Annotated in this window: 25 protein-coding genes; 15 read left to right on the top strand and 10 right to left on the bottom strand. The window is 69.5% G+C overall.

The window, feature by feature from the left end; translation table 11 throughout:
• The first annotated feature begins 51 nt into the window (after positions 1-51).
• Positions 52-1,869 (top strand): S8 family peptidase, encoded by a 1,818-nt coding sequence (locus ACH413_RS01130; RefSeq protein ID WP_360029578.1) that lies wholly within the window; start codon positions 52-54, stop codon positions 1,867-1,869.
• Here the strand turns inward: ACH413_RS01130 and ACH413_RS01135 are convergent.
• Positions 1,866-2,699, bottom strand: coding sequence for an aminoglycoside phosphotransferase family protein (locus tag ACH413_RS01135; protein WP_360029579.1), 834 nt, complete (start codon positions 2,697-2,699; stop codon positions 1,866-1,868). The two genes, ACH413_RS01130 and ACH413_RS01135, sit on opposite strands and share 4 nt — an antisense overlap.
• A 40-nt stretch (positions 2,700-2,739) precedes the next feature.
• Here ACH413_RS01135 and ACH413_RS01140 point away from each other — a divergent pair, with 40 nt between their 5' ends.
• Complete coding sequence (locus ACH413_RS01140) at positions 2,740-5,523, top strand: AAA domain-containing protein (protein ID WP_360029580.1); 2,784 nt, start codon at positions 2,740-2,742, stop codon at positions 5,521-5,523.
• On the opposite strand, the gene ACH413_RS01145 is transcribed toward ACH413_RS01140, so the two are convergent.
• Positions 5,488-6,987 carry an alpha/beta hydrolase gene (locus tag ACH413_RS01145; protein WP_360029581.1) on the bottom strand — a complete coding sequence of 500 codons (1,500 nt, stop codon included), beginning with the start codon at positions 6,985-6,987 and terminating at the stop codon, positions 5,488-5,490. The two genes, ACH413_RS01140 and ACH413_RS01145, sit on opposite strands and share 36 nt — an antisense overlap.
• Positions 6,988-7,023: 36 nt before the next feature.
• On the bottom strand, positions 7,024-8,517 hold the full coding sequence (locus ACH413_RS01150; RefSeq protein ID WP_360029582.1) for an alpha/beta hydrolase: 1,494 nt from the start codon (positions 8,515-8,517) through the stop codon (positions 7,024-7,026).
• A 427-nt stretch (positions 8,518-8,944) separates the two neighbouring features.
• On the opposite strand from ACH413_RS01150, the gene ACH413_RS01155 reads away from it, so the two are divergent.
• From ACH413_RS01155 to ACH413_RS01170, 4 genes are all read left to right on the top strand, one after another.
• Complete coding sequence (locus tag ACH413_RS01155; protein WP_360029583.1) at positions 8,945-9,928, top strand: ribose-phosphate diphosphokinase; 984 nt, start codon at positions 8,945-8,947, stop codon at positions 9,926-9,928.
• Between the two features lie 42 nt (positions 9,929-9,970).
• Complete coding sequence (locus ACH413_RS01160; protein ID WP_360029584.1) at positions 9,971-10,723, top strand: DUF427 domain-containing protein; 753 nt, start codon at positions 9,971-9,973, stop codon at positions 10,721-10,723.
• Positions 10,724-10,796: 73 nt separating this feature from the next.
• On the top strand, positions 10,797-11,420 hold the full coding sequence (locus ACH413_RS01165) for a TetR/AcrR family transcriptional regulator (protein WP_360029586.1): 624 nt from the start codon (positions 10,797-10,799) through the stop codon (positions 11,418-11,420).
• Positions 11,417-12,967 carry an MDR family MFS transporter gene (locus ACH413_RS01170; RefSeq protein WP_360029587.1) on the top strand — a complete coding sequence of 517 codons (1,551 nt, stop codon included), beginning with the start codon at positions 11,417-11,419 and terminating at the stop codon, positions 12,965-12,967. The genes ACH413_RS01165 and ACH413_RS01170 overlap by 4 nt, the downstream gene beginning before the upstream one ends.
• A gap of 53 nt (positions 12,968-13,020) precedes the next feature.
• Here ACH413_RS01170 and ACH413_RS01175 read toward each other — a convergent pair whose 3' ends face one another.
• The gene (locus ACH413_RS01175) at positions 13,021-13,212 is read right to left on the bottom strand and encodes a hypothetical protein (RefSeq protein ID WP_360029588.1); all 192 of its coding nucleotides are present in this window, start codon (positions 13,210-13,212) and stop codon (positions 13,021-13,023) included.
• 275 nt (positions 13,213-13,487) lie between these two features.
• On the opposite strand from ACH413_RS01175, the gene ACH413_RS01180 reads away from it, so the two are divergent.
• From ACH413_RS01180 to ACH413_RS01190, 3 genes are read left to right on the top strand one after another with little or no spacing between them, the layout of a single operon-like run.
• Positions 13,488-14,699, top strand: coding sequence for a serine hydrolase domain-containing protein (locus ACH413_RS01180; protein ID WP_360029589.1), 1,212 nt, complete (start codon positions 13,488-13,490; stop codon positions 14,697-14,699).
• Positions 14,696-15,559 (top strand): histidine kinase, encoded by an 864-nt coding sequence (locus ACH413_RS01185; protein WP_360029590.1) that lies wholly within the window; start codon positions 14,696-14,698, stop codon positions 15,557-15,559. Before ACH413_RS01180 ends, ACH413_RS01185 begins: the two co-directional genes overlap by 4 nt.
• Positions 15,556-16,185 (top strand): response regulator transcription factor, encoded by a 630-nt coding sequence (locus tag ACH413_RS01190; protein ID WP_360029591.1) that lies wholly within the window; start codon positions 15,556-15,558, stop codon positions 16,183-16,185. The genes ACH413_RS01185 and ACH413_RS01190 overlap by 4 nt, the downstream gene beginning before the upstream one ends.
• Here the strand turns inward: ACH413_RS01190 and ACH413_RS01195 are convergent.
• The gene (locus tag ACH413_RS01195) at positions 16,182-17,615 is read right to left on the bottom strand and encodes an aldehyde dehydrogenase family protein (protein ID WP_360029592.1); all 1,434 of its coding nucleotides are present in this window, start codon (positions 17,613-17,615) and stop codon (positions 16,182-16,184) included. The two genes, ACH413_RS01190 and ACH413_RS01195, sit on opposite strands and share 4 nt — an antisense overlap.
• A gap of 42 nt (positions 17,616-17,657) precedes the next feature.
• Complete coding sequence (locus tag ACH413_RS01200) at positions 17,658-18,419, bottom strand: IclR family transcriptional regulator (RefSeq protein WP_360029593.1); 762 nt, start codon at positions 18,417-18,419, stop codon at positions 17,658-17,660.
• A 35-nt stretch (positions 18,420-18,454) separates the two neighbouring features.
• Here ACH413_RS01200 and ACH413_RS01205 point away from each other — a divergent pair, with 35 nt between their 5' ends.
• From ACH413_RS01205 to ACH413_RS01220, 4 genes are read left to right on the top strand one after another with little or no spacing between them, the layout of a single operon-like run.
• Positions 18,455-19,180, top strand: a complete 726-nt coding sequence (locus tag ACH413_RS01205) for a phosphotransferase (RefSeq protein ID WP_360029594.1) — start codon at positions 18,455-18,457, stop codon at positions 19,178-19,180.
• Positions 19,181-19,214: 34 nt separating this feature from the next.
• A complete protein-coding gene (locus ACH413_RS01210; RefSeq protein ID WP_360029595.1) occupies positions 19,215-19,367 on the top strand; it encodes a hypothetical protein in 153 nt (50 codons plus the stop codon).
• Positions 19,368-19,383: 16 nt separating this feature from the next.
• Positions 19,384-19,551, top strand: coding sequence for a hypothetical protein (locus ACH413_RS01215; RefSeq protein WP_177320962.1), 168 nt, complete (start codon positions 19,384-19,386; stop codon positions 19,549-19,551).
• Between the two features lie 22 nt (positions 19,552-19,573).
• On the top strand, positions 19,574-20,569 hold the full coding sequence (locus ACH413_RS01220; protein ID WP_360029596.1) for a YdcF family protein: 996 nt from the start codon (positions 19,574-19,576) through the stop codon (positions 20,567-20,569).
• Here ACH413_RS01220 and ACH413_RS01225 read toward each other — a convergent pair.
• Together ACH413_RS01225 and ACH413_RS01230 are read right to left on the bottom strand one after the other, a co-directional pair.
• A complete protein-coding gene (locus ACH413_RS01225) occupies positions 20,566-21,069 on the bottom strand; it encodes a DUF305 domain-containing protein (protein ID WP_360029597.1) in 504 nt (167 codons plus the stop codon). The genes ACH413_RS01220 and ACH413_RS01225 overlap by 4 nt on opposite strands.
• Before the next feature lie 49 nt (positions 21,070-21,118).
• Entirely contained in the window at positions 21,119-21,445 is a 327-nt protein-coding gene (locus tag ACH413_RS01230; protein ID WP_360029598.1) for a hypothetical protein, read from the bottom strand.
• A gap of 61 nt (positions 21,446-21,506) precedes the next feature.
• On the opposite strand from ACH413_RS01230, the gene ACH413_RS01235 reads away from it, so the two are divergent.
• Positions 21,507-21,944: a DUF4396 domain-containing protein gene (locus ACH413_RS01235; protein ID WP_360029599.1), complete on the top strand. Its 438-nt coding sequence runs from the start codon at positions 21,507-21,509 to the stop codon at positions 21,942-21,944.
• 102 nt (positions 21,945-22,046) lie between these two features.
• Here the strand turns inward: ACH413_RS01235 and ACH413_RS01240 are convergent, their stop codons facing one another.
• Positions 22,047-22,214, bottom strand: coding sequence for a hypothetical protein (locus tag ACH413_RS01240; protein ID WP_360029600.1), 168 nt, complete (start codon positions 22,212-22,214; stop codon positions 22,047-22,049).
• 22 nt (positions 22,215-22,236) lie between these two features.
• The gene (locus ACH413_RS01245) at positions 22,237-22,683 is read right to left on the bottom strand and encodes a hypothetical protein (protein WP_360029601.1); all 447 of its coding nucleotides are present in this window, start codon (positions 22,681-22,683) and stop codon (positions 22,237-22,239) included.
• 139 nt (positions 22,684-22,822) lie between these two features.
• On the opposite strand from ACH413_RS01245, the gene ACH413_RS01250 reads away from it, so the two are divergent.
• Positions 22,823-25,147 (top strand): glycosyl hydrolase family 18 protein, encoded by a 2,325-nt coding sequence (locus ACH413_RS01250; protein ID WP_396424910.1) that lies wholly within the window; start codon positions 22,823-22,825, stop codon positions 25,145-25,147.
• Positions 25,148-25,187: the final 40 nt, after the last annotated feature.

A 25,187-nucleotide genomic window follows, 5' to 3' on the forward strand; every position in this document is an offset into this window, starting at 1 on the left:
CGAGGGCCGGCCCAGCGTTCGCACGCGGTTCCCTGCGAATGAGGAGCAGTGATGAGACAACACACCCTGCGCACGTTCGGTGTGGCGGCCATTGCCGTCGCTGGAACCGTGCTGGCGCTCCCACAGGCTGCGGCCGCGCAGCCGGAGGGCCCGATCGTCGCGGAAAGCGCGCCGAACGCGGTCCAGGACAGCTACATCGTGGTCCTGAGGGACAACGGCATGGCGCGCTCGGAGGTCAGCGGCCGCGCTGACGGCCTGGCGTCCCGCTACGGTGCCAAGATCGGCTTCACCTACAAGGCCGCGTTCAAGGGCTTCTCGGCCACGCTGTCGAAGCAGCAGGCCAAGCGCCTGGCCGCCGACCCGGCCGTGTCCTACGTGGAGCAGGACCGCACCGTGCAGGTGCTGACCGACCAACTCAACCCGCCGTCGTGGGGCATCGACCGCGTCGACCAGGCGAGCCTGCCGCTGGACAGCAAGTACAGCTACAGCACGGGCGCGTCGAACGTGACGGCGTACGTGATCGACACCGGCATCAACTACAACCACGCCGACTTCGGCGGCCGCGCGTCGTTCGGCTTCGACGCGTTCACCGACGGTCAGAACGGCAAGGACTGCCAGGGCCACGGCACGCACGTGTCCGGCACCGTCGGCGGCGCGACCTACGGCGTGGCGAAGGAAGTCAAGCTCAAGGCCGTCCGCGTGCTCAACTGCGCCGGTGGCGGCTCCGTCGCGACCGAGGCGGCGGGCGTCGACTGGGTCACCGCGAACGCCGTCCTTCCGGCCGTCGCGAACATGAGCCTCTACACCGGCACGGCGAACGAGCCGAGCCGCGTGCTCGACGACGCCGTGCGTGCGTCGATCGGCCGCGGCGTCACGTACGTTGTGGCAGCAGGCAACTTCAACGACGACTCCTGCAAGTACTCGCCGCAGCGCGTCACGGAGACCATCAACGTGATGGCGTCGGGTCGCACTGACGCCCGCGCGTCGTTCTCGTCCTACGGCACGTGCAGCGACTTGTTCGCACCCGGCGAGAACATCATCTCCGCCTCGTACAACAACAACACCGGCTCGGCCACGATGAGCGGCACGTCCATGGCGTCCCCGCACGTCGCGGGCGCGGCGGCGCTGTACCTCGCGGACAACCCGTCGAAGACCCCGGCCGAGGTGCACGCGGCGATCCTCGCGCAGGCCACTCCTGGCAAGATCACCAACCCCGGTACCGGTTCGGCGAACCTGTTGCTGCGCACCAACACCGGCGGCGTTCCCGGCGTCTCGGTGACCAACCCGGGCAACCAGACCACCGCGCTGAACGGCACGGCGAACCTGCAGCTGTCCGCGTCGGGCGGCACCGCGCCGTACACGTGGTCGGCCACCGGCCTGCCGACCGGGCTGTCGATCGGTTCGTCGTCCGGTCTCATCTCGGGCACGGCCACGGTCGCGGGCACGTACAACGTGACCGCCACGGCCACGGCGTCCGCGGGCGGTTCGGGCAGCACCTCCTTCACCTGGACGGTCGGCACGGCCACCTGTGCCAAGCAGACCAACGGCACGGACGTCGCGATCCCGGACAACACGACCGTGACCAGCACGCTCGTGTTCAGCGGCTGCACCGGCACGGCGTCGGCGACCAGCCAGGTCGAGGTGCACATCAAGCACACCTACAAGGGTGACCTGATCGTCGACCTGGTCGCGCCGGACGGTTCGGTCTACAACCTGCACAACCGTGCGGGCGGCAGCGCCGACAACATCGACCAGACCTTCACGACGAACCTGTCGTCGGAGACGCGCAACGGCACCTGGACTCTCCGGGTCCGTGACGCGGCCACCGCCGACATCGGCACCATCGACACGTGGAGCCTGACGCTCTAAAGACTTCTGAGCGTCTCAGTGAAGTAGTGCAACGTGAGCTCCGCGTCCCGCGACTGTTCGTGCGGGGCGCGGAGCTTCTCGCTGAAATCCGCGATGTCGTTGATCGCCCAGCGCAGCGAGTAGAAGCCGCGCTCGTCGTCGAGCAGCCAGAGATCGCGTTCCGGCGGGGCCAGTCCGACCGTGTCCCAGTCGACCAGGACCAGGCCCTGCGGAGTGTGGATCACGTTGCCCGCGTGGGGTTCTCCGTGGGTGACGACTCGTTCGTCGGGGAGCAGCAGGGCGAGCTCGTCCAGTTCGGTCAGTGCGGCGCGAACGACGTCGGTGTGCGCCACGAAGACCTCGCGGGCGTCGGCCGAGAACCACTCGCCGGGCTCGTCGAGCAACGCCGTCAGCGTGTCCCGGCCAGGCACGTCGATCGCCGCCACCGGGCAGCCCGCCGGTGGGTCGCAGCGGTGCAGCGCGGCCAGCAGTTCGCGCACCCCGGCGTGGACCGGATCGCCGAAGGAGCCGGACTTCCCCGTGACGTAGGGGAAGACGCTCAGCGCGTAGCGGTCGTTCAGCAGGACCACGGTGTCACCGTCGTCCGCCCGCACCGGCGCCACCACGAACGGCAGTTGCTCGCCCAGGCTCGCCGCCGTCTCCATCGCCTGACGCAGTCCGGCCAGCGGCTTGGTCGTCAGGTCGGACACCGATGTGAACCACCGGTCGTAGACGGTCCAGTGGTAGTCGCCGAAGCCGACCGGGGCGTAGGCCACCGGGCCGGTGATGCCGAACCTGGCCAGGCCGGTGCGCAGGTCGTGGTCGGGCAATCCAGCCGGAAGATCTTCCACGGTCGACGAAGCTACCGTCCCGAATGGCACGATGTCCCGCGTGAACGTTTCGGCTGTGTTGCGCACCCTGGCCCGGTTGAGTGCCGCTGAGCAGCCGCAGAAGCTCGTGCTCGACCTCACCAAGGCGGCCGGTCTGCTGTGGCTCGGTGACCACCGGCCGTCGTGGCAGGCGATCACGCTGGTGCAGGAGGGGCCGCATTGGACGCCGGTCTCGTGGACCGCGCCGAAGCAGGCCCGCGCCGAGGTCACGCACCTGGCCGCGTACGACGCGCTGCACCAGGAAGACCGCCTGCTGCGACTGGGCTGGGCGTTCCTCGTCGGACCGGCGCAGATAGGTGGGCAACGGCGGCGCGTCTGCCTGCCGCTGGTGTCTCGCCCGGTTCGGCTGCACCACGGGATCGGGCTCGGCTACGCCTATCACGTCGCCGGTGACGCCGGGGTGTTCCCGCTGATCGACGACTGGGCGAAAACCGCCGAACGGGAGGCCTCGCTCGCGCCCACCGAGGAGTGGATCGCCGAGACGCTGCGGCAGGCAGGGTTCGAGAACGTGCCGATCGTGCACGACGACCCCAAGCGGTTCATCTCCGGCAACGAACTCGTCGTGGCGATGGGTGCCGGACTGCACGCGGGCGAGCCCGTCGTGAAGACCGAGCAAGGCACGGCGTTGTTCGACTGGGCGGGCAAGAAGGGCCTCGACGGCACGGCGTTCGCGGCGCTCTACGGGGCCGCCACCGAACCGGACGCGCACGACGAGCCGATCAGTTCGGCGTTGCCGCTCAGTCACAGCCAGATGCGCGCCGTCGAGCACGCACGCCGTGCCCGGATCACGGTCGTGGGCGGGCCTCCTGGCGCAGGCAAGACGCACACTCTCGCGGCACTGGCGTTGGATGCCGTGGCGGCGGGCAAGTCCGTGCTTCTCGCGAGCCGCACCCGCAACGCCGCCGACGTGCTCGGTGCCGCGCTGCGCAAGGCGGGCGGGCCGGTGCCGGTGCTGTTCGGCGACTCCGAACTGCGGCAGGAGATGGCGCGCGAACTGAGCGACGGGCTGTCCGCGACGAGCGATCCCGGCCGGCTCGGCGAGCTCGACCGGGTCCGGCGCGCGGCCGCCGCGGCGGTGCAGCGGGTCGAACGCACGGCGGATGGCTCGCTCACGGACGAAAAGCTTGCGGCAGAAGGCAAGAAGCACCAGGCGTTGATGCCGGCACACCGCGCGGTGGCGCCGAAGGTGTTCGACGCGGGCGTGGACTTCGCCGCACTGCACGGCCTTCTCCGGCCGCGCACCGGCTTCCTCGGCGGTCTGCGCACCGGATGGGCGCTGAGGAAGGCACGCGGCCTGGCCGGTGCCGACGAGGTCTCGGTCGAGGACCTGACCGCGGCGATCGAGGCGGCCGAGCAGACCGCGGCGTCCATCCGGATCGGGACGAGCGGCGGCACGGCGTTCGGTGAGTTGCGGCCGTTGCTGGCCGAGCAGGACGCCGCGAGCCGGACCGCTACGGCCGCCTGGCTCAAGGAGTACTCGGTCAGCCGCAGAGGAGCGGGCGCGCACCGTGCGGTGGCGGCGCTGGCGAAGGCGTTGCGGTCCGGGCGGGCCGCGCGCAGACGTGGACTGGCCGAGATCGACAGCGCGGACCTGGTGGCGGCGTTGCCGTTGTGGGTCGGCACGCTGTCCGATGTGGAGGACATCCTCCCGCCGGTGCCCGGCATGTTCGACCTGGTGATCATCGACGAGGCGAGCCACGTCGACCAGCCGCTGGCCGCGCCCGCGTTGCTGCGCGGCCGTTCCGCGGTGATCGGCGGCGATCCCCGGCAGCTGCGGCACGTTTCGTTCGTCAGCGACCAGGCCGTGCAGGCGGCGGTCGACGCGGAGGGGACGCAGGACCTGCGCGACCGCCTGGACGTGCCGAAGGTGAGCCTGTTCGACGCGGGTGCCGCGACGGCGGGCGTGCACTGGCTGGACGAGCACCACCGCTGCGCGCCGCACCTGATCGGGTTCGCGGCGGACAAGTTCTACGACGGCAAGATCGCCCTGCTCACCACACACCCGTCGATCGCCGACGTCGACTGCATCGACACCGAACACGTCTCCGGCGAGCGCACCACGAAGGGCGCCAACCAGGCCGAGGTGGACGCGGTGCTCGCCCACGTCCGCAAACGGGTGGCCGCCGGCGTGCGCTCGATCGGTGTCGTGACCCCGTTCCGCGCCCAGGCGGACGCCCTGGAGGAGGCCCTGCTCAGCGAGCTGACGCTGGACGAGATCACCACCGGCGGCGTCCGGGCGGGCACCGTCCACGGCGTGCAGGGCAGCGAGTTCGACGAGGTCGTGATCAGCCTCGCCGCCGACGAGAAACCGGGCGCGTGGCGGTTCGTGAACGACCGCAACCTGCTGGCCGTTCTCACCACCCGTGCCCGCCGTCAGGTGCACGTGATCACGTCGGCGGCCGAACCGCCCGGCCTGATCGGCGAGTACCTGCGGCACGCGGACGTCGCGCCGACCGAGACCGCCGGTGCCGAACCCGAGGACGCCTGGACCGCGAACCTCGCGACCGAACTGCGCACCGCCGGACTGACCGTGCGCACCGGTTATCCGGTGGGGCAGTGGCGAGTCGACCTGGTGGTGGGGGAGAAGGACGACGCCGTCGCGGTGGAGACGCGCCCGCACCCGGAAGGGGTACGGGCACATCTCGCCCGCTGGCGTGCGCTCACCCACGCGGGGTGGCGCGTGCACGACGCGTTCGGCAGCCGGTTCGGTGACGACCCGGCCCGCGCCGCTGTCGAGCTGGCCCAGGAACTACCTGCGGCTGGGCTTGAACAACGGCTCCGCTGACGCGACCGACGGCAGGAACGGGTTCGGGTTCGCCGGGCACACCGTCCCGACCGGCGGCAACGTGCCGTTCAGCAGGTACGCGTTCGTGTGGTCGGTCGCGCACTTGCTCACCTGGTACGCCGTGTGACCCCAACCCGCGTACGCCAGCAAGCGGCTGCCGCCGATCTGGCGGTTGGCCGCCTGGGCGCCGCGGAAGTCCGTGACACCGTCGAAGTAGTTGCCCACCACCAGAACCGGAGCGTTGGTGCGGGTGCGCCACGGCCCGGTGAAGCGGTCGGGGTTGGTCGGCCAGTTCGCGCACGCCGCGTTGCCCCACCACCAGGCAGGGCCGAACTCCGAACCGGCCTCGGCGTAACGGGCGGTCGACCGGTAGGAGTTGAAGTCGCGCGGGAACTCGATGTCCGCGCACACGTTGCCGTTGTAGGCGTCGAACCCGTTGTCGTAGTCCGGTTCCGCGGTGACAGAGGTGACCGACAGACCGGCGGCCGCGTCGGACAGCTGGTCGAACAGCGCGGCGGCGTCCGGCCAGTCGCTCGGCGAGTACATCGCGCCGAGCGCGGAGTTGATCACCGCGTCGTAGGTGAACACCTGGCCGCCCAGCTCGATCGGCTTGGCGCGCACCGACTTCAGCAACGCGTCCCAGCGCTTCTCCGACTGCGGCCCGAAGACGCACTGGGCCTCGTCGCAGGTGCGCAGGAACTCGCGGAACTCCTCCTTGGTCGCGATCCGGTCAGACTTGATCTGCTGCCCGCTCGACCACAGCGCGGGGTTCAGCACGCCGTCGATGACGAGCGCGCGGATGTTGTTCGGGAACAGGTTCGCGTAGGTCGCGCCGAGGAACGAGCCGTACGAGAAGCCCAGGTAGCTGATCTTGCGGTCACCGACGGCGCGGCGCAGCAGGTCCATGTCCCGCGCCACGTCGGCGGTGCTCATGTGCCGCGCGATCGGCTGGTCGTCGAGGCACTCCGGGCCGAGCGAGCGGTAGCGGTCGAAGTACGGCCGCTCCTGCGCCGCCTGGTAGGGGAAGCCGGGGATGCCCTCGAAGAACTTGCCCAGGTCCTCCTCGCTCTTGAAGCAGTGCAGCGGATCGGACTTGCCGATGCCGCGCGGGTCGAACCCGACGATGTCGAACCGGCCCTGCAGGTTCGCCGACAGCTTGTTCCCGGCGCCGAGCGCGAAGTCCACGCCCGACCCGCCGGGCCCGCCGGGGTTGAGGAACAGCGACCCGATCCGGCGGGCCTTGTCCGTCGCGGGCTTGCGCGCCAGCGCGATGCTGGTCTTGGCGCCGCGCGGGTTGTCGTAGTCCAGTGGCACCTTCACGGAGGCGCACTCGAAGCCGGGGTGCTCGGGTCCGCAGGCCGCCCAGTCGATCTTCGGGACCTGCGCGCCACCTCCCGAGGCCTGCACGGCGGGTGTGCCGGTGATCATGAGTGCGGCCGCGGCGGCCAGCACGGTGAATCGCATCGACAAGCTCCCCTCCTGTCCGAAGAAGGGCTCTTCCTACCGGCTCACGACCGGCCCCGTCGACCGCCGAAAGTCGTGACCGGCCAGTTGGGACGCGGTGTCGAGGAACGGGTTCCGGTTCGCCGGGCACACCGTTCCCACGGCGGGCAACGTGCCGCTGAGCAGATACGAGTGGATGTGGTCGATCGCGCACTGACTGCGCCGGTACGCGATGTGCCCCCAGCCCGCGTACTCCAGCAGCCGGCTGTTCGGCAGCTGCCTCGCCACCGCCTGCGCGCCCCGGAGGTCCGTGGAGCCGTCGAACCGGTTGCCCACCACCAGAACCGGCGCGGACGTGCGGGCTCGCCACGGCCCGGTGTAGCGGTCGGGGTTGGCCGGCCAGTCCGCGCAGGCGCTGGTGCTCCACCACCAGTAGGGCCCGAACTCCGACCCCGCCTCCGCGTAGCGCGACACCGCCCGGTACTCGCCGAACGTGCGCGGGAACTCGGTGTCCGCGCACATCGTGCCCAGGTTGGCGTCGAAGAAGTTGTCGTAGACCGGAGCCGACGCCGTCGTCAGGCTCGCGGACGCGTCGGAGAGCTGGTCCAGCACCGCGGCGACGTCCGTCCAGCTCTCCGAGGCGAACCCGGCGAACAACGCCCACTGGATCACCACGTCGTAGGTCCACACCTCGGTGCCGAGCGTGATCGGCTTGGCGCGCACCGAATCCAGCAGCGCCTGCCACCGCTGCTTCGACCGCGGCCCGAACGCGCAGGAGGCCTCGTCGCAGAGCCGGAAGAACTCGTCGAGCACCTCTGCGGTGGCGATCCGGTCGGACTCGATCTGCCGCCCGCTCGACCAGAGCTCGGGGTTCAGCACGCCGTCGATCGCGAGGGCACGGACGTTGCCGGGGAACATGTTCGCGTAGGTCGTGCCGATGTACGAGCCGTACGAGGTGCCGAAGTAGGTGAGCTTGCGGTCGCCCAGCGCGCGTCGCAGCAGGTCGAGGTCGCGCACGACGTCGGCGGTGCTCATGTGCCGTGCGATCGGCTGGTCGCACTTGGCCGCCAGCGAGCGGTAGCGGTCGAAGAAGGGCCGTTCCTGCGCCCGTTCGTACGGGAAGATCGGGCCCGCGGCCAGGAACTCCGCTCGCTCCTGCTCGGACGCGAAGCAGCGCAGCGGGTTCGACCGGCCGATGCCACGCGGGTCGAAGCCGACGACGTCGAAACGGCCCTGCGTCCCGGCCGACATCTTCTCGCCCCACGCCCAGACGTAGTCGATCCCCGACGCGCCGGGCCCGCCGGGGTTGAAGAGCAGGGAGCCGATGCGTCCGGCCTGGTCGGTGGCGGGTTTGCGGGTCAGCGCCACCGTCGTGGTCGCGCCGCGCGGATCGTCGTGGTCGAGCGGCACGGTGATCGTCGCGCACTCGAAACCGGGGCGCGCGGGTGCGCACGCCGCCCAGGCGATCGGCGGAGCGGGTGGCGCGGCCTGGGCCGCCGGGGTGAGGGTGACGACGAGCGCCACCACGGCGCCGAGCACGGAGAGACGCATGGGGCGTTCATAACCGGGCTCAGTCAGGGCGTCGATGCTTTTGGCGAACTCCCAGGTGGTCCGCGATCTGATCGTGGATGGGCGTGCTCATCACGATCGGATTCGTCGGCGGAGCCTGCGTTGTTGTCGTTCCAGGTGCTTCCTGGGTCTCCGGCATGCGGGGAGCGTAAGCATGGTCATTGACGCCTCAAGGACGCTGATCAAGAAATCACCATGGTCGTACACCAAGAGGTGAATCCGGTTCGCCCGATCTATACCCAGCGTGCAACCCGATCCCTGGTATCGGACCCCCTGTGGGTGCCTCCGATCGGGTTAACCCGAATTGCCCAGCAACGTGGAATCTCATCGGCCGGACACGGGGTTTGCGTGATCTCGCGACGATGCTGAACGATCGGGTTCAGAGTCGGGCGAGCGTGGAGCGTGGGCGATGGTCAGCGGTAAGCCGGGCGTCGCCAAGAGGCAGCTCATCCTGCTCACCGGCAGGGCGCACCCGGAGCTGGCGGACGCCGTGGCCAAGCACCTCGGCGTCGCCATCACCCCGCAGGCCGCCTACGACTTCGCCAACGGCGAGATCTTCGTGCGCTTCGAGGAGTCGGTGCGCGGCGCGGACGCGTTCGTCATGCAGAGCCACAGCGCGCCGGTCAACGACTGGCTGATGGAGCAGTTGCTGATGGTGGACGCGCTGAAACGCGCCTCTGCCAAGCGCATCACCGCCGTCGTGCCGTCGTACCCGTACGCGCGCCAGGACCGCAAGTACGCCGGACGCGAACCCGTGTCGGCCCGCCTGGTCGCGGACATGTTCAAGACCGCGGGCGCCGACCGGATCGTGACGGTCGACCTGCACACCGCGCAGGCCCAGGGCTTCTTCGACGGCCCGGTCGACCACCTGCACGCGATGTGGCTGCTCTGCGAGCACGTCCGCGGCCGCTACCAGGGCGAGGACCTGACGATCGTCTCCCCGGACGCCGGCCGCACCAGGCTCGCCGAGAAGTGGGCCGACCTGCTCGGCGGCTGCCCGATCGCGTTCATCCACAAGACCCGCGACCCGTTGCGTCCCAACGAGATCACGTCCAACCGCGTCGTCGGCGACGTCGAGGGCCGCACCTGCGTCGTGGTCGACGACATGATCGACACGGCGATGACGAGCACGACGGCCGCCCGGCAGTTGCTGGAACAGGGCGCGAAGGACGTCGTCCTGGTGGCCACGCACGGCGTGTTGTCCGGCGATGCCCACGACCGGCTCATCGCGAGCAAGGCCCGCGAGGTGATCCTCACCGACACGCTGCCGATCCCGTACGAGAAGCGGTTCCCCGGCCTGACCGTGCTGAGCATCGCGCCGCTGCTGGCGCGGGCGATCGGCGAGGTCTTCGAGGACGGCTCCGTGACTTCGTTGTTCGACGGCAACGCCTGACTTTCGGGAAGCTCGCGCCGCCGTCCCGTGTTGGTATGGGGCATGGGCGACAACGAGCGTGGCCGGGTGCGGGTCGAGCAGTCGGCGAAGCGGGTCCGTGCGTACTTCGGTGGCGAACTGGTCGTGGACGCGACCGCGCCGCGCCTGGTCTGGGAGGTCCCGTACTACCCGGCCTACTACCTGCCGCTGTCCTCCGTGCGCGTCGAGCTGAAGCCGACGGGGGAGACGAAGCACTCGCCGAGCAGGGGCGAGGGCGTGCTGCACGACGTCGTCACGGCTGGTGGCACGGCCTCGGGTGCGGTGCTGACCTATCCGGACTCGCCGATCGAGGAGCTGCGGGACCTCGTCCGGTTCGAGTTCGCGGCCATGGACGAGTGGCTCGAGGAGGACGAGCCGATCTACGTCCACCCGCGTGACCCGTACAAGCGGGTCGACGTCCTGAGCAGCTCGCGGCACGTGCGGGTCGCGGTGGACGGGGTGACGCTGGCGGCGTCGTCGCAGCCGCGGATCCTGTTCGAGACGAGCCTTCCACCGCGCTACTACCTGCCGTTGAGCGACGTTCGATTCGATCTGCTCAGGCCGTCGGACACGCGGACGCAGTGCCCGTACAAGGGGACCGCCGCGTACTGGTCGGTCGAGGTGAACGGCGTGACCCACGAGGACCTGGTCTGGATCTACCGGGAGACGCTGCCGGAGAGCCAGAAGGTCGCGGGGATGGCGTGCTTCTTCAGCGAGAAGGTCGACCTCTTCGTCGACGGCGAGCTCCAGGAGAAGCCGAAGACGCCCTGGTCATAGCTACTGTCCGCGAGACTTAGTTCACACACTGCAAACTTGCAGTGACTGCAAAACAATCCGTACTCTTGCCCTCGTGAACCAGCCGGGGGAGAGCCTGCGCGACCGCAAGAAGCGCCGCACGCGTGCCGCGCTCGAGCGGGCGACCGTGCGTCTCGCCGCCGAGAGGGGCTACGACCACGTCACCGTGGAGGAGATCGCCGCCGAGGCCGACGTCTCGGTGCGCACGTTCTTCAACTACTTCGCGAGCAAGGACGAGGCGCTCATCGGCGCGGACCCCGAGGCGGGCCCGCGCATCGCCGAGCGCATCCTCGCCTTTCCCGAGGACGTCTCGCCGTTCGACGCGTACCGCCTCTCGATCCTCGCGGAGATCACCGACGAGCTGAACAACGCGCGTGACCTGTGGCTGCTGCGCAAGGAAGTCCTGATGCAGCGGCCGGACCTGCTGGTCCGCGCGTTCGCCAACAGCGCCGAGTCCGAGCAGCTGCTCGCGAACGCGGTGGGACAGCGGGCGGGGCTGCCCGAGTCCCACGTGTACCCGCGGCTGCTGGTCGCCGCCGGGAGCGCCGCTTTCCGTTGCGCCGTCACGAGGTGGGCCCTGGACGACAGCGTCGCGCTGGGCGAACTCGTCGGTGAGGCGCTCGGCCTGTTCGGCACCGGGCTGGCCCACGTACCGCACCACCACGAAGGGGGATCATGAGCACCGAGGCAGAAGCAACACCGGTCCACAGCAAACGGGAAGTCGTCCAGGCCATGTGGGGCCTGATGCTCGGCATGTTCGTGGCCATCCTCGCCGGCACCGTCGTCTCGAACGCGTTGCCGCGCATCGTCTCCGAGCTCGAAGGCTCGCAGTCGATCTTCGCGTGGATCGTGACGACCGAACTCCTCGCGATGACCGCGACCGTGCCGTTGTGGGGCAAGCTCGCCGACCTGTACAGCCGCAAGCTGCTGATCCAGGCGTCGCTGAGCCTGTTCGTCGTCGGCTCGCTGATCGCGGGCTTCTCGCAGAACATCGAGATGCTCATCGTCAGCCGCGTGGTGCAGGGCCTGGGCGCCGGTGGCGTCACGGCACTCGCGACGATCGTGATGGCCGCGATGATCCCGCCGCGCGAGCTCGGCAAGTACTCCGGCATGTTCGGCGCGGTCTTCGGCGTCGGCACCGTCGCGGGCCCGCTGATCGGCGGCGTCCTGGTCGACACCTCGTGGCTCGGCTGGCGCTGGTGCTTCTTCATCGGCATCCCGTTCACCCTGGCCGCGATCTACATGCTCCAGCGCACCCTGCACCTGCCGGTCGTGCGCAAGGCCGAGACGAAGATCGACTACCTGGGCGCGTTCCTGATCGTGTCCGGCGTCTCGACGCTGCTGATCTGGTCCTCGCTGGCCGGCCAGAAGTTCGAGTGGGCGTCGGGCTGGACCGCGGGCCTCGTGACGCTGGGCGTGCTGCTGCTCGTGGCCGCCGTCCGCGTAGAGGCCACCGCGCACGACCCGATCGTGCCGCTGTCGATCTTCCGCAACCGGACGGTGTCTCTCGCGACCGTCGCCAGCGCCCTGGTCGGCATCGCGATGTTCGGCGGCACGGTGTTCCTCTCGCAGTACTTCCAGCTCTCGCTGGGCAAGACGCCGACCCAGGCCGGTCTGCTGGGTCTGCCGCTGATCTTCGGCCTGCTCGTCTCGTCCACCGTGGCCGGCCAGCTGATCACGAAGTTCGGCAAGTGGAAGGCGTTCCTGGTCGCCGGTGGCGTGTTCATGGTCGGCGGCATGCTGCTGCTGTCCACGATCACCGCGCAGACCACCGTGTTCATGGTGTCCGTGCACATGTTCGTGCTCGGCGTCGGCGTCGGCCTGATGATGCAGAACCTCGTCCTGGCCGCGCAGAACGACGTGCCGGCTCGCGACCTCGGCGCCACCACGTCGACCCTGACGTTCTTCCGCTCGCTGGGCGGCGCGATCGGCGTCTCGGCGCTGGGTGCCGTGCTGGCCAGCAAGGTCTCGTCCCTGGCCGCCGAGAAGTTCGGCGCGATGGGCGGCACCGGCGGCGAGAACAAGGTGCCGGACATCTCGGTGCTGCCGCCGGAGATCAAGGCCGTGATCGCCGACATCTACGCGACGGCGACCGCGGAGATCTTCCTGGTGGGCGCACCGTTCGCGGTGCTCGCGCTGCTGGCGGTGGCGTTCATCAAGGAGAAGCCGCTCAAGGAGACGAGTGGCGACGACCGGCTGGCTGCGGAGATGGCCGCGGGTCACTGATTCGCTCGATCTGCCGAGGCCCCCGACCTTCGTGATCGGGGGCCTCGACGCGTTCAGAGCTCCGGGAGCTGATCGTGGGCGTCGGGGTAGCGGCCGTGTTCGAGGCGGAAGAGGTAGGCGCGCAGGTCGGATTCGAGGTCGCCGGCCAGGTAGGAGAGGAAGTCGCGGCCGCCTTCGGCGGCGTCCAGGACTTCTGTGCTGGACGAGGCGGACCACTCGGCGATCAGGTCGTTGACGTGCTTCACGACCTCGGCTCGGTTGTTCCACCAGGCGCGGACGGCGTCCGGTGTCCACCGCTCGTCGCCGTCGGAGGCGTAGCCGTCCCAGGGGTCGTCCTCGCCCGCCTGTCAGACGTTCCGGACTGGCGGCAGATGAACTCGTTGGGGAGCTCGCCGCCTTGGAGGACGTGGAGTGACGCGACCGGCGGTTCGGTCCGACAGGTGATCCCTTACTTTCGTCGGGGGTCCGCTCTGACTTTCAGGTCGGGCCTCCGCTCTCGTGGCTCCATACGTTCTCTCCCATGAACATCTGGGGTGCGGCGCTCACGCTGCTCGTTTCCACGTACATGGGCGAGGCCGCCTATCCGGGCGTCGCCGTCGCGATCACCAAGGGCGACCAGGTGGTCGCGGTCCAGGGCTTCGGGCACGACTCGGCCGGCGCCCCGATCACCGAGAACACGAAGATGGCCATCGCCTCGGTCAGCAAGTCGTTCACGGCGCTGGCGGTCCGGCAGCTCGCGGACGCCGGCAAGATCGACCTCGACCGGCCGGTGTTCGATTCGCGCGTGACCCCGAGGCAACTGCTGGCGCACAAGTCGGGGATCAGCGACCGGACGTTGCCGGAGAAGAGCCTCAAGCAGCCCGGCAGTCCGGCAGAGGCGGTGGAACGGGCGCGGGAAGCGCTCCAGCAAGCCGTGCCGGACAACGAGTTCCGCTACACCAACACCAACTACCACCTGGCCGCGCGGCTGGTCGAGCTGGCGTCGGGCGAGAACTTCAACGCCTACCTGCGCCACCACGTCTTCGAGCCGCTGAACATGAAGGACACCGTGGCGATCGACGTGACGCCGCGCGATCTGCCACCGGACTACCGCAAGGGCTACGGCTACGCCTACGGGTTCTCGATCCCACTGACCGAACCGGACCGGTTCGTCACCGGTTCGGACGGCGTCATCACGACGGCGGCGGACATGGCGAAGTGGCTGTCCGCCCAGAAGAAGCTCGCCCCCAAGGACGGCATGGGCTGGGAGGCCGACCAGCAGGGACGCTTGCGGCACAGCGGCATCTGGTTCACCGGCACGGCAGGGCAGCTGCTGACGTCGTCCGGGTACGGGATCGCGGTCATGGCCAACAGCGGGATCACCCTCGGCAACGAGGGGACGTACGGGCTGGAGAACGGGATCGCCGACGTCCTCGAAGGCAGGACGCCGCCGGAGCCGGAGTCGTACCGGCTGCTGACCGATCTCGTGCTGGCCGCGCTGACGCTCCTCTCCGTAGGACTGGGCATTCGAGCGCTGAGGAGGCCCCGGAGGTTCCACAAGGCGTGGCAGGTGCTCAGGTTCGTGCCGCTGGCCGTGCTGCTGGCGTTGCCCACGTTGCTCGGGCTGCTGTACGGCGGCGGGCGCGACATCACGTTCTTCCAACTGGCGCACTATTCGCTGCCGCTTGTGGTGTGGTTGGGCGTGTCCAGCGTGATGAACCTGAGTGTCGCGGTCGCGAGGTGGCGGCGATGAGGACGGCGGCGCTCGCGGGGTGTGTGGCGGCGGCGGTCGCGGTGTCGTTCGCCATGCAGACCAGCGTTCCACCGTGGACGGTCGCGGTGTGGGGGCCGTTGTTCGTGATCTCGTTCCTGCTCGGGCGCCGCACCGAGTCCGGGTGGACGGCGCTGGTGCTCCTGGGAGCGGTCGCCGGCGGGCTGATGGCGTTGGCCGTGGTGGGGCTGTCGGTCGCGTTGCCGTGGTTCCTCGGGCGGGTCGCGCACCAGCAGGCCGCGCTGGCCGCTGCCTCCGTCGAAGCCGCTCACCTGCGCGAGCGCACCCGGATCGCGCATGAGGTGCACGACTCGCTCGGGCACGAACTGAGCCTGCTCGCGCTGCGGGCGGGCGCGCTGGAGATGACGTTGCCCGCCGAACACCAGGGTGCCGCCGCGCAGCTCCGGGAGACGGCGGCCGACGCCACGGAACGTCTCTCGGAACTGGTCTTCCTGCTGCGCGACGGCGATCCGCCGCCCGACCACGACCTCCACGACCTCGTCGACCGCGCCACGAAGGCCGGCATGCGCGTCGAGTTCTCCACCGACGGCCCGATCCCGTCCACAGTGGAACGGACGGTGCACAGGGTCGTGCAGGAGGCGCTGACGAACGCCGCCAAGCACGCGCCGAAGTCGTTGCTGCGACTGAACATCACCACCGGCGAAGCCACGACGGTGGTCGAGGCGGGCAACGACGCCGGACGGCGGCGCGGTGCGGGCAGCCGGTTGGGGCTGGTCGCGTTGCGCGAACGGGTGCGGCTCGCCGGGGGTAGCCTGCGCGTCAGTCGTGGCGGCGGCCGGTTCGAGCTGGTCGCCGTGCTACCGCACTCGGGGGACTCGTGATTCGCGTACTGCTCGCCGACGACGAGACGATGGTGCGCGCGGGCGTGCGCGCCATCCTCGGCGCCGACCCCGAACTGGAGGTCGTCGCGGAGGCGTCGGACGGACGTGAGGCGATCGACCTCGCGTTGAAGCACCGGCCCGACGTCGTGCTGCTGGACATCCGCATGCCCCGCCTCGACGGGCTGGAAGCGGCCAAAGAACTGGTGCGCCACGGTTTCGGCGTCGCGATGCTCACGACGTTCAACGACGACGGCTACCTGGAACGGGCGCTGGACGCCGGCGCGCGGGGATTCCTGCTGAAGTCAGGCGATCCGCGCGAACTGATCGCGGGCGTGCACGCGCTCGCGTCCGGCGGCGCCTACCTGGCGCCGAAGGTCGCGGCCAGGATGATCAGCCGGTTCCGCGGCGGCCGGATCGGGCAGGCACGGGCCCAGGTCGAGTCGCTGACCGTGCGGGAACGCGACGTGCTCGCGCTGCTCGGCCAGGGCCTGTCGAACGCGCAGATCGCCCGCCGCCTCGACCTGGTCGAGGGCACGGTGAAGGGGCACGTGAGCGCGATCCTGAGCCGCCTGGGCGCGGAGAACCGGGTCCAGGCGGCGATCGTGGCCCACGAAGCGGGCCTCTAGAACGGGAAGTGGCCGTGCTGGCTGGCTACGGTGACCCAGCGGGTCGCGGAGAACGCCTCGAGACCCCACCGGCCACCGAACCTGCCGTAGCCACTGGACTTCACGCCACCGAACGGCGCCTGCGGCTCGTCGTCCACCGTCTGGTTGCCGACGTGCACGATGCCGGTCCGGATCCGTTGCGCCAGAGCGAGACCACGCCGCGAGTCCTCGGTGAGGATGCCCGCGGTGAGGCCGTGCTCGGTGTCGTTCGCGACGGCCACGGCCTCGTCGTCGTCGGCGACGGGCACGACGATGACGGCTGGGCCGAAGATCTCCTCCTGGAACACGCGCATCGACGGGGTCACGCCGTCCAGCACGGTCGCACCGCCGTTGCCACCGGCACGCACCGTGGCACCGGCCTCGACCGCATCAGCCACCAGTGCGGCTACGCGGGAGGCGGACTGCGGGTTGATCACCGGGCCGATCACGGTGCCTGGGTCGGCGGGATCACCGTGCGGCAGCGACCCGACCTTGGCCGCGAGCTTCGCGGTGAACTCCTCGGCGACCGACCGGTGCACCAGGATGCGGTCGGTCGACATGCAGATCTGGCCGGCGTTGTGGAACGCGCCGAACGTCGCCGCGTCGACCGCGTGGTCGAGGTCGGCGTCGTCGAGCACGAGCAACGAGTTCTTGCCGCCGAGCTCCAGCACGGCGGGCTTGAGGTGTTGTGCGGCAAGGGTTCCGACGATCCGGCCGACCTCGGTCGAGCCGGTGAAGTTCACGGCGCGCACCCGCGAGTCGGTGATCAACGCCTCGGCGACTGCGGCGGCGTCGGCCGGAGCGTTCGTCACGACGTTGAGCACGCCCGCCGGCAACCCGGCCTCGCGCAGCACGTCGGCGATGAACAGCCCGGCCGCGATCGGCGCGTCCTCGCTGGGCTTGAGCACCACGGTGTTCCCGGCGGCGAGCGGCGCCGCGACGGCCCGTGCGCTCAGGATGACCGGCGCGTTCCACGGCGCGAACGCCGCCACCACGCCGAGCGGTTCCCGGACGGCGAGCGACAGCTGACCGGGCACGTCCGTCGTCAGGACCTCGCCGATGGGCTGGGTGACGGCAGCGGCGGCCTCGCGCAGGATGTTGGCCGCCAGCATGACGTTGAACCCGGCCCACCCGCCGACACCACCGACCTCGGCGGCCATCAGCGCCACGACCTCGGCGGTCCTGGTCTCCAGCACGTCCGCCGCCCGCAGCAGGATCCCGCGCTTCACGGACGGAGCCGTCGCCGCCCAGCCCGCGAAAGCCTCCGAGGCCGCGTCGACGGCCCGCGTGACGTCCGCGGGCCCACCCGCGGCCACCACGGCGTACACCTCGCCGGTGAAGGGGTTGAGATCGTCGGTGGTGCGGCCGTCCAGCGCAGGAACGCTTTCGCCGCCGATGAGGAGCTCACGCATGTCGCTTGCCACAGTTGACGATTCAACCGTCTAACGGGGTGATCATCCAAGCCCGGCTTCCGGTGGATGGAAACTGGGCTCCAGCATCCGGGCGATGCCCCGTGCCGCCACCTGCAACGCGGCCACCAGCCGCGCCCGCACGTTGCGCAGGTCCGGCACCACGATCCCGAGCGCCGCGACGACGTGCCCCTCCACCTCGACCGGCACCGCCACGCTGCACGCCCCGAGCGTCATCTCCTCGAACGTCTGCGCGTACCCGTCGCGCCGGATCCGGTGCAGCTGCGCCCGCATCCGGCCGGGTTCCGTGACCGTGAACGCCGTGATCCGCGTCAGCCCGTGCGCGAGCACCTCGTCCTGCACCTCCGCGGGCGCGTGCGCGAGCAACACCTTCCCGACCCCCGTCGAGTGCAACGGCAACCGGCTGCCGGTGGAGCTCACGATCGGCACGGACGCGTGCCCCGACACCCGATCGAGGTACAGCACCTCGGTGCCCTCCCGCACGGCCAGGTGCACCACCGCCCGCGTCGCCGCGTGGATGTCGTGCAGGAACGGCTCGGCGACCCGGCTCAGCTCCACCTCGCCGGACGCCAGCAACCCGAGCCGCCAGATCCGCCGCCCGATCACGTACTCGCCTGAGTCCAGCCGCCGGACCGCGCCCCACTCGGTGAGCTCGGCCAGCAGCCGGTGCGTGGTGCTGATCGGCAGTCCGCAGCGCCGCGCGATGCCGCTCAGGGTCTGGCGGCGATGCCGGCCGTCGAACGTGCCGAGCAGCGACAGCAGCTTGGAGGAGACGGTGGCGGCCACGCCAGGATTCTGCACGCTCCGGTAGAACTGGGCACGTGACGTACCTCGGTGAAGGCTGGGACAGCACCGCGTTCCTGGTCGGCGGGCGCTGGGTGGAACGACGGCCGCGCCGTCCCGAGATCGAGCCGCAACTCGTGCGCGAGACGGTGGTGATGCCGTGGCTCGCGCCCGTGCTGCCGCTGCCCGTCCCGGTGCCGGAGATCGTGTCGCAGGAGCCGCTGGTGGTGCGGCACGAGCTGGTGCGGGGCGAGGAGCTGACCCGCCTCAACGCCGTTCAGGGCCGGCAGCTGGGGGAGTTCCTGCTGGCGTTGCACGCGGTACCCGTGGTGGAGGCGGAGCGGCGAGGCGTCGGCCTCATGCCGTTGCCCGTCGACCGCTTCCGGGCCGAGGTGCGGGTGCCCGGTGGCGAGGAGTTGCTCGCCAGGATCGACGGGTTGCCCGCTGACACGCTGGTGCACGGCGACCTCGGCACCGAACACGTGCTCGGCGCCGACGGCGTGCTGACCGGCGTGATCGACTTCGGCGACCTGCACATCGGTGACGCGGCGATCGACCTCGCGTGGGCGCTGCACTCCACGTCCCCCGAGTTCGCCCAGGCCGTCGCCGAGACCTACGGGGTCACGCCGGAACTGCGCGAGCGTGCGTTGTTCTGGCACCGGCTCGGCCCTTGGCACGAGGTCCTGCGCGGCAACGACACCGACGACGCGGAAATGACGAAGGTTGGGCTGGCTGGAGTACTCGAACGGCTGAGAACCGGGTAACCGGTGGCGGACAGCCCCGATCGAGGAGGACGACATGCCTTGGGTTCGCCGCCACCGCCGCAGCGCCCCGTACAGCTTCTTCCGCAGCACCACGGTCCGCAGCCACTACCGCAGGCCGCAGGGTTCGATGTGGATTCCGATCGTCGTCGCGATCGCCGTGATCGTGCTGCTCATCGCCTTGTTCTGAGGGTAGTGTCGAAGGCATGGGACAGTTGGGTGAGTTGTTCCCGGGCCCCAAGGTCCGCCGCGAGGCGACGGACGCGGGCACCGGTGAGGACTACGAGGAGACCGGGCCGCTCGACCTGACGGCGGGCGCGGTGCGTCTGAGGCCGCGCCCGAAGCCGGTTCCGGCGCCCGAGAGCGACGAGTGATCACCGGTACTACCCTTGGCCGGTGCTAGCAGGCCTGCTCTTCCTCATCCCCGCTCTTTTCTTCGTCATCGGGATGGTGCGTGACCGCCGCAGGCTGAGCAACGCCGTCTGGCTCGGCATCTCGCTGGTGATGCTGCTGCTGTTGCTGGCGGAGGCCGGGCGGGACAACCCGGTGCTGAGCCTGCCGTTGCTGCTGGTGTTCATGCTGGCCGTGCTCGGCCTGCTGCTGCTCCCGCTCGCCCTGCTGGCCAACGGCATGGTGATGGTCCGCCGCGAGGGCCGGTCGCTGGGCAACCTCCTGTCGTTGCTCGCGGGCATCGCCCTGCTCGGCGAGATGATCTACTTCTTCTGGGGCATCGCCCAGCCCAACGACTGGATCCGCGGCACCGCCATCGGCCTGTTCCTCATGTCGGCGTACATCGCGTTCTTGTTCGTGAGCCTCCTGCTGTACTCGGTGATCTACGGCCGCACGGGCCGCCGCCACGGGTTCGACGGCATCGTGGTGCTCGGCGCGGGCCTGATCGGGTCCCGCGTGCCGAAGCTGCTGGCGAACCGGCTCGACCGCGCGATGCGGCTCTACCACCGCGACCGCGAGGCCGGCCGGTCACCCGTGCTCGTCGTGTCCGGTGGGCAGGGTGCTGACGAGGAGGTCTCCGAGGCCTTCGCCATGCGCGAGTACCTCCTCGAGCACGGCGTGCCCGACGCCGACGTCGTGATGGAGGACCAGGCGACCACGACCGAGGAGAACCTGCGCTACAGCAAGGCTTTGCTCGCCGAACGAGGTCTCAACGGCCGGGTCGTCGCGGTCACGAACAACTACCACGTGTTCCGCACCGCCGTGCTCTCCCGCAAGCAGGGCCTGCGGCTGCAGGTCATCGGCGCGCCCACGGCCTGGTACTTCGTGCCGAGCGCGTTCCTGCGGGAGTTCGTGGCGCTCCTGGTCCGCAACCCCGTCGTGCACGGCCTGGCGTGCGCCGTGCTGATGGCCGGCGGGCTCGCGCTGACCCAGATCGGCTAGCCGAGGAGAGCCTTCATCTCGGTGATCTCCTGCTGCTGGCCGTCGATGATCGCCTGAGCGAGCTTCTTCGCTTTGTCGTCCTCGCCCTGGGCGAGCTCGGTCTTCGCCATCTTGACGGCACCTTCGTGGTGCTTGATCATCATGTCGAGCCACAGCCGGTCGAACTCGGCGCCGCTGGACCTCTCCAGCTTCGCCATGTCGTCCTGGCTCATCATCCCGGTCATGTCGTGGCCGGCGTGGTCCTGCTCGGCGCCCCACTGCTGGAGCCACTCGTTCATCTGAGCGATCTCCGGGCCCTGCGCCTTCTCGATGCGGGAGGCGAGGGAGCGGACCTTGTCGTCGCTGCTGCGCGACGGCACGAGCTTCGCCATCTCCAGCGCCTGCTCGTGGTGCGGGACCATGCCTTGCGCGAACGTGACGTCGGCAGCCGTGTTCGCGGGACCGCCGCAGGCGCTCAAGATGAGCATGCCGACGACAGCCCCGATGAGGGACTTCTTCAAGGGATTCTTCTCTCTGCGTTTGTGGACAGTGCTGGGTGGACTGACGAACTCAGTTCCGCAGCACGCAGAGAGTCGTGAGGAGCTGTCTTCCGCCCGGAGGCGGACGTTGAGGGGTGCTCGGCGGCGTTTCGCCCACGGGCTCGGCGAGCCGGGGGAGTGCCGTCTGGACCAGGAACCAGCCCAGCAGCACGACGGCCGCGGCGACCAGGACCGCGAGGCAAAGGTGCGTCAGGTCGTGCTCGTGGGGCTGTTCCTGTTGGTGGGACATCGTGTGCGCGGCGTGGGGAGTCTCCGCCGCCGCGACGTGGTGCATTCCCACGACGGAGAAGACGAGCGCGCACAGCAGCACCCATTGGGTGAACCGGCGCCTCGTCATGGGGCACACCCTACGACGACCGGGCTTGATACGGGTACCCCCTAGGGGTATTCTCCCCGTCATGAGTCTTACCAGGCAGGCGATCTCCGCGACGCTGCACTGCCTCACCGGCTGCGCGATCGGCGAGGTGCTCGGCATGGTCATCGGCACGGCGCTGGGCTGGGGCAACCTCGCCACGGTCGTGCTGTCCGTGGTGCTCGCGTTCGTGTTCGGCTACTCGCTGACGATCCGCCCGGTGCTGCGCTCGGGTCTCGCGTTCAAGGCGGCCCTCGGGGTGGCGCTGGCCGCGGACACCGTGTCGATCGCGGTCATGGAGGTCGTCGACAACGCGGTGATGCTGCTCGTGCCCGGCGCGATGAACGCCGGCCTCGCGAACTGGGTGTTCTGGGCGGCGCTGGTGTTCTCGCTCGCCGTCGCGTTCGTGGTGACGGTGCCGGTGAACCGCTGGATGATCGCGCGCGGCAAGGGCCACGCGGTCGTCCACCAGCACCACCACTGAGAGAAAGGCCGGGGCGGGTGCCCCGGCCTTCCCGTCACTGCCCCTTGCCTTCGGGCTGCGCGACCAGCGTCGGCGGCTTGGTGGCGTCGGCGTGCTCCGACGTCACCCGCGTGCCGTCGTGCCGAGGTCGCGGTTGTCCTCCGCGGCCGCCGCCGCGCCTATGCCCAGCACGAGCGCGACCGCTGCGAGCGCGAGTGCGCCCGCGGTCTTCCTGCCCACCATGGAACCTCCCCAGTTCGGCGTGAGGTCCCAGGATGCCGACGTGGTCATGGCGGAACCTTGAACGTGCTGGTCAGGCGCGGCTGAACGTCATCACCCAGTTCGTCTCCCAGGTCTCGCCGCTGTCGTAGGAGAACTGCTGCTGCCAGACGGGTTCGGCGGCCACCGTCCAGTCGAACCGCACCTTCACCGCGTGTCCGCCGACCACGTCGTCACCGAAGAACACCCCGTGGCCGTCGTCGAACCGCCCCTCCATCGGCGGGTCGAGGTGCCCTGGGGCGCGGGTGGAGGCCCACCAGATGCGCCAGACGTCGCCGGCCGGGTCGTACTGGCGCAGGGTCATGCCCTCCCAGTCGTCCGCGAAGACGCTGTCGATGATCGCCGCGCCGCCCAGCAGGGGTCTGGCCTCGGCCCGCGTCTCGAACTCGACCCACTCGGTGCCGCGCCCGACGATGTCGGCGATCTTGCGGTTGGCGACCCGCCAGTGGCCGTGCAGGAAGTTGAAATCGTTCTCACTCATGGAAAAGACGCTAAACCGATTCACTGACACCTTTTGTCAGTGATCGACTATTGACGCAAAGGTCTGGACCATTTTACCGTTCCTGCCAGTGGCCGCCGCCCTAGCCAGGAGGTCCTTTCCCTTGCGACTGCTCGCCAGAGTGGTCCCGGTGCTAGCTCTGCTAGCCGGGACCGTGATAGCCGTGACCAACGCGCCCACCGCAGCCGCAGCCCACGAGGACTGCCGGCCGGACGGGCTGTACAAGACGCCGGGTGTCGAATCGCCGTACTGCACGGTCTACGACACCGCCGGCCGCGAGAACATGGGGGACAAGTCCAGACGTGTCATCGGGTACTTCACCAGCTGGCGGACCGGCAAGAACGGTCAGCCGGGGTACCTCGCCAAGGACATCCCCTGGAACAAGGTCACGCACCTGAACTACGCGTTCGCGCACATCGACGGCCAGAACAAGATCTCGGTCGGTGACAGCAACGCGAACAACTCGTCCATCGGCATGGAGTGGCCGGGCGTCGCCGGCGCCGAGATGGACCCGTCGCTGCCCTACAAGGGGAACTTCAACCAGCTCACGAAGTTCAAGAAGCAGTACCCGAACGTCAAGACGCTGATCTCGGTCGGCGGCTGGGCGGAGACCGGCGGCTTCTTCAACGCCGACGGCACGCGCAACGCGTCGGGCGGCTTCTACAAGCTCGGCCAGAACCAGGCGGCGATCGACACGTTCGCCGACAGCACCGTGGAGTTCCTGCGCAAGTACGGCTTCAACGGCGCCGACATCGACTACGAGTACGCGACGTCGAACAACCACGCCGGCAACCCGGACGACTTCTGGATCTCCAACGCCAACCGCGGCACGCTGTGGGCCGGCTACGACAAGATCATGAAGACGCTGCGCGAGAAGCTCGACCGCGCCGGTGCCGCCGACGGCAAGCACTACATGCTGACCGCCGCCGTGCCCGCGTCCGGCTGGCTGCTGCGCGGCCAGGAGGCGTACCAGGTCACCAAGTACCTCGACTACCTCAACGTCATGAGCTACGACCTGCACGGTTCGTGGAACCAGTTCGTCGGCCCGAACGCGGCTCTCTACGACGACGGCAAGGACGCGGAGCTCGCGGCCGGCGGCGTGTACGGCGCGGGTCAGTACGAGGGCATGGGATACCTGAACACCGACTGGGCGTACCACTACTTCCGCGGCTCCATGCAGGCCGGACGCATCAACATCGGCGTGCCGTTCTACTCGCGCGGCTGGCAGGGCGTCACCGGTGGCACGAACGGGTTGTGGGGCAAGGCTCCGCTGCCGAACCAGTCGCAGTGCCCGCCCGGCACCGGTTCGTCGGTCGGCTCGACCACGCCGTGCGGTAACGGCGCGGCCGGCATCGACAACATCTGGCACGACGTCACCGCGGGTGGCGCCGAGGTTCCGTCCGGTGTGAACCCGTTGTGGCACACCAAGAACCTGGAAGCCAAGATCACCGGTTCGTACTCCTCGCAGTACGGCCTTGACCCGGTCAACGACCCGACCGACCGCCTCACCGGCACGTACGCGCCGTACTACGACTCGACGTTGAAGTCGCCGTGGCTGTGGAACGACGACAAGAAGGTGTTCCTCTCCACCGAGACCGAGCAGTCGATCGCGGAGAAGGCCAAGTACGTCAAGGACAAGGGCCTCGGCGGCATCATGATCTGGGAGCTCGCCGGCGACTACAAGTACGACTCCGTGAAGAAGGAGTACTTCATCGGCGACACGCTGCTGTCGACCATCAACACCGGCCTGAACGGCGCCGCTCCCTACGGCGCCCAGAAGGCCACGACGCAGCAGACCCAGTCCCTCGCGGTCGACGTGGACGTCTACGGCTTCGCGTTGGGCGACAACAACTACCCGATCACGCCGAAGATCAAGTTCACGAACCGCTCGACCGTCACCATCCCCGGTGGCACGAAGATCGCGTTCGACTACGGCACCAGCGCGCCGGGCAGCATGGCCGACCAGTCCGGCTTCGGGCTGAAGATCGTGTCGAAGGGACACAGCGGGTCCAACGTCGGCGGCCTGAAGGGTGACTTCCAGAAGGCGGAGCTCACGCTGCCGTCGTGGCAGTCGCTGGCACCGGGCGCGTCGATCGACGTGACCGTCAGCTACCAGCTGCCGATCTCGACGCCGTCGAACTTCGTGTTCACGTTCGGCGGCCAGTCGTACGCGATCACCGCGGACTACCCGCGCATCGGCGGCGGCAACCCGCCGACGTCCACTACTACGTCCACGACCACCACTACTACGACGACCACCACGACCACGACCACCACGAACCCGCCGGCCTGCTCGCTGCCCGCGTGGGAGCGCGGCAAGGTCTACACCGGTGGCAACGAGGTGGCGCACAACGGTCGCAAGTGGCGTGCCCAGTGGTGGACGACCGGCGAGGAGCCCGGAACCACCGGCGAGTGGGGCGTCTGGCGTGACCAGGGTGCCTGCTGACTAGTCAGGAAACTGTCAGGCGCGGGGCTTAGGCTGTTCA

Origin of the sequence: Lentzea sp. NPDC020367 (assembly GCF_044387305.1) — a bacterium.
Classification (GTDB): Bacteria; Actinomycetota; Actinomycetes; order Mycobacteriales; family Pseudonocardiaceae; genus Lentzea.

Excerpts from the sequence above, each read along its gene's own strand:
- ACH413_RS01245 (WP_360029601.1), bottom strand. The coding sequence starts at position 22,683 with ATGAGTGAGAACGATTTCAACTTCCTGCACGGCCACTGGCGGGTCGCC.
- ACH413_RS01150 (WP_360029582.1), bottom strand. The coding sequence starts at position 8,517 with ATGCGTCTCTCCGTGCTCGGCGCCGTGGTGGCGCTCGTCGTCACCCTC.
- ACH413_RS01235 (WP_360029599.1), top strand. The coding sequence starts at position 21,507 with ATGAGTCTTACCAGGCAGGCGATCTCCGCGACGCTGCACTGCCTCACC.
- ACH413_RS01160 (WP_360029584.1), top strand. The coding sequence starts at position 9,971 with ATGGGCGACAACGAGCGTGGCCGGGTGCGGGTCGAGCAGTCGGCGAAG.
- ACH413_RS01130 (WP_360029578.1), top strand. The coding sequence starts at position 52 with ATGAGACAACACACCCTGCGCACGTTCGGTGTGGCGGCCATTGCCGTC.
- ACH413_RS01215 (WP_177320962.1), top strand. The coding sequence starts at position 19,384 with ATGGGACAGTTGGGTGAGTTGTTCCCGGGCCCCAAGGTCCGCCGCGAG.
- ACH413_RS01155 (WP_360029583.1), top strand. The coding sequence starts at position 8,945 with ATGGTCAGCGGTAAGCCGGGCGTCGCCAAGAGGCAGCTCATCCTGCTC.
- ACH413_RS01145 (WP_360029581.1), bottom strand. The coding sequence starts at position 6,987 with ATGCGATTCACCGTGCTGGCCGCCGCGGCCGCACTCATGATCACCGGC.
- ACH413_RS01210 (WP_360029595.1), top strand. The coding sequence starts at position 19,215 with ATGCCTTGGGTTCGCCGCCACCGCCGCAGCGCCCCGTACAGCTTCTTC.
- ACH413_RS01240 (WP_360029600.1), bottom strand. The coding sequence starts at position 22,214 with ATGACCACGTCGGCATCCTGGGACCTCACGCCGAACTGGGGAGGTTCC.
- ACH413_RS01195 (WP_360029592.1), bottom strand. The coding sequence starts at position 17,615 with ATGCGTGAGCTCCTCATCGGCGGCGAAAGCGTTCCTGCGCTGGACGGC.
- ACH413_RS01170 (WP_360029587.1), top strand. The coding sequence starts at position 11,417 with ATGAGCACCGAGGCAGAAGCAACACCGGTCCACAGCAAACGGGAAGTC.
- ACH413_RS01185 (WP_360029590.1), top strand. The coding sequence starts at position 14,696 with ATGAGGACGGCGGCGCTCGCGGGGTGTGTGGCGGCGGCGGTCGCGGTG.
- ACH413_RS01230 (WP_360029598.1), bottom strand. The coding sequence starts at position 21,445 with ATGACGAGGCGCCGGTTCACCCAATGGGTGCTGCTGTGCGCGCTCGTC.
- ACH413_RS01180 (WP_360029589.1), top strand. The coding sequence starts at position 13,488 with ATGAACATCTGGGGTGCGGCGCTCACGCTGCTCGTTTCCACGTACATG.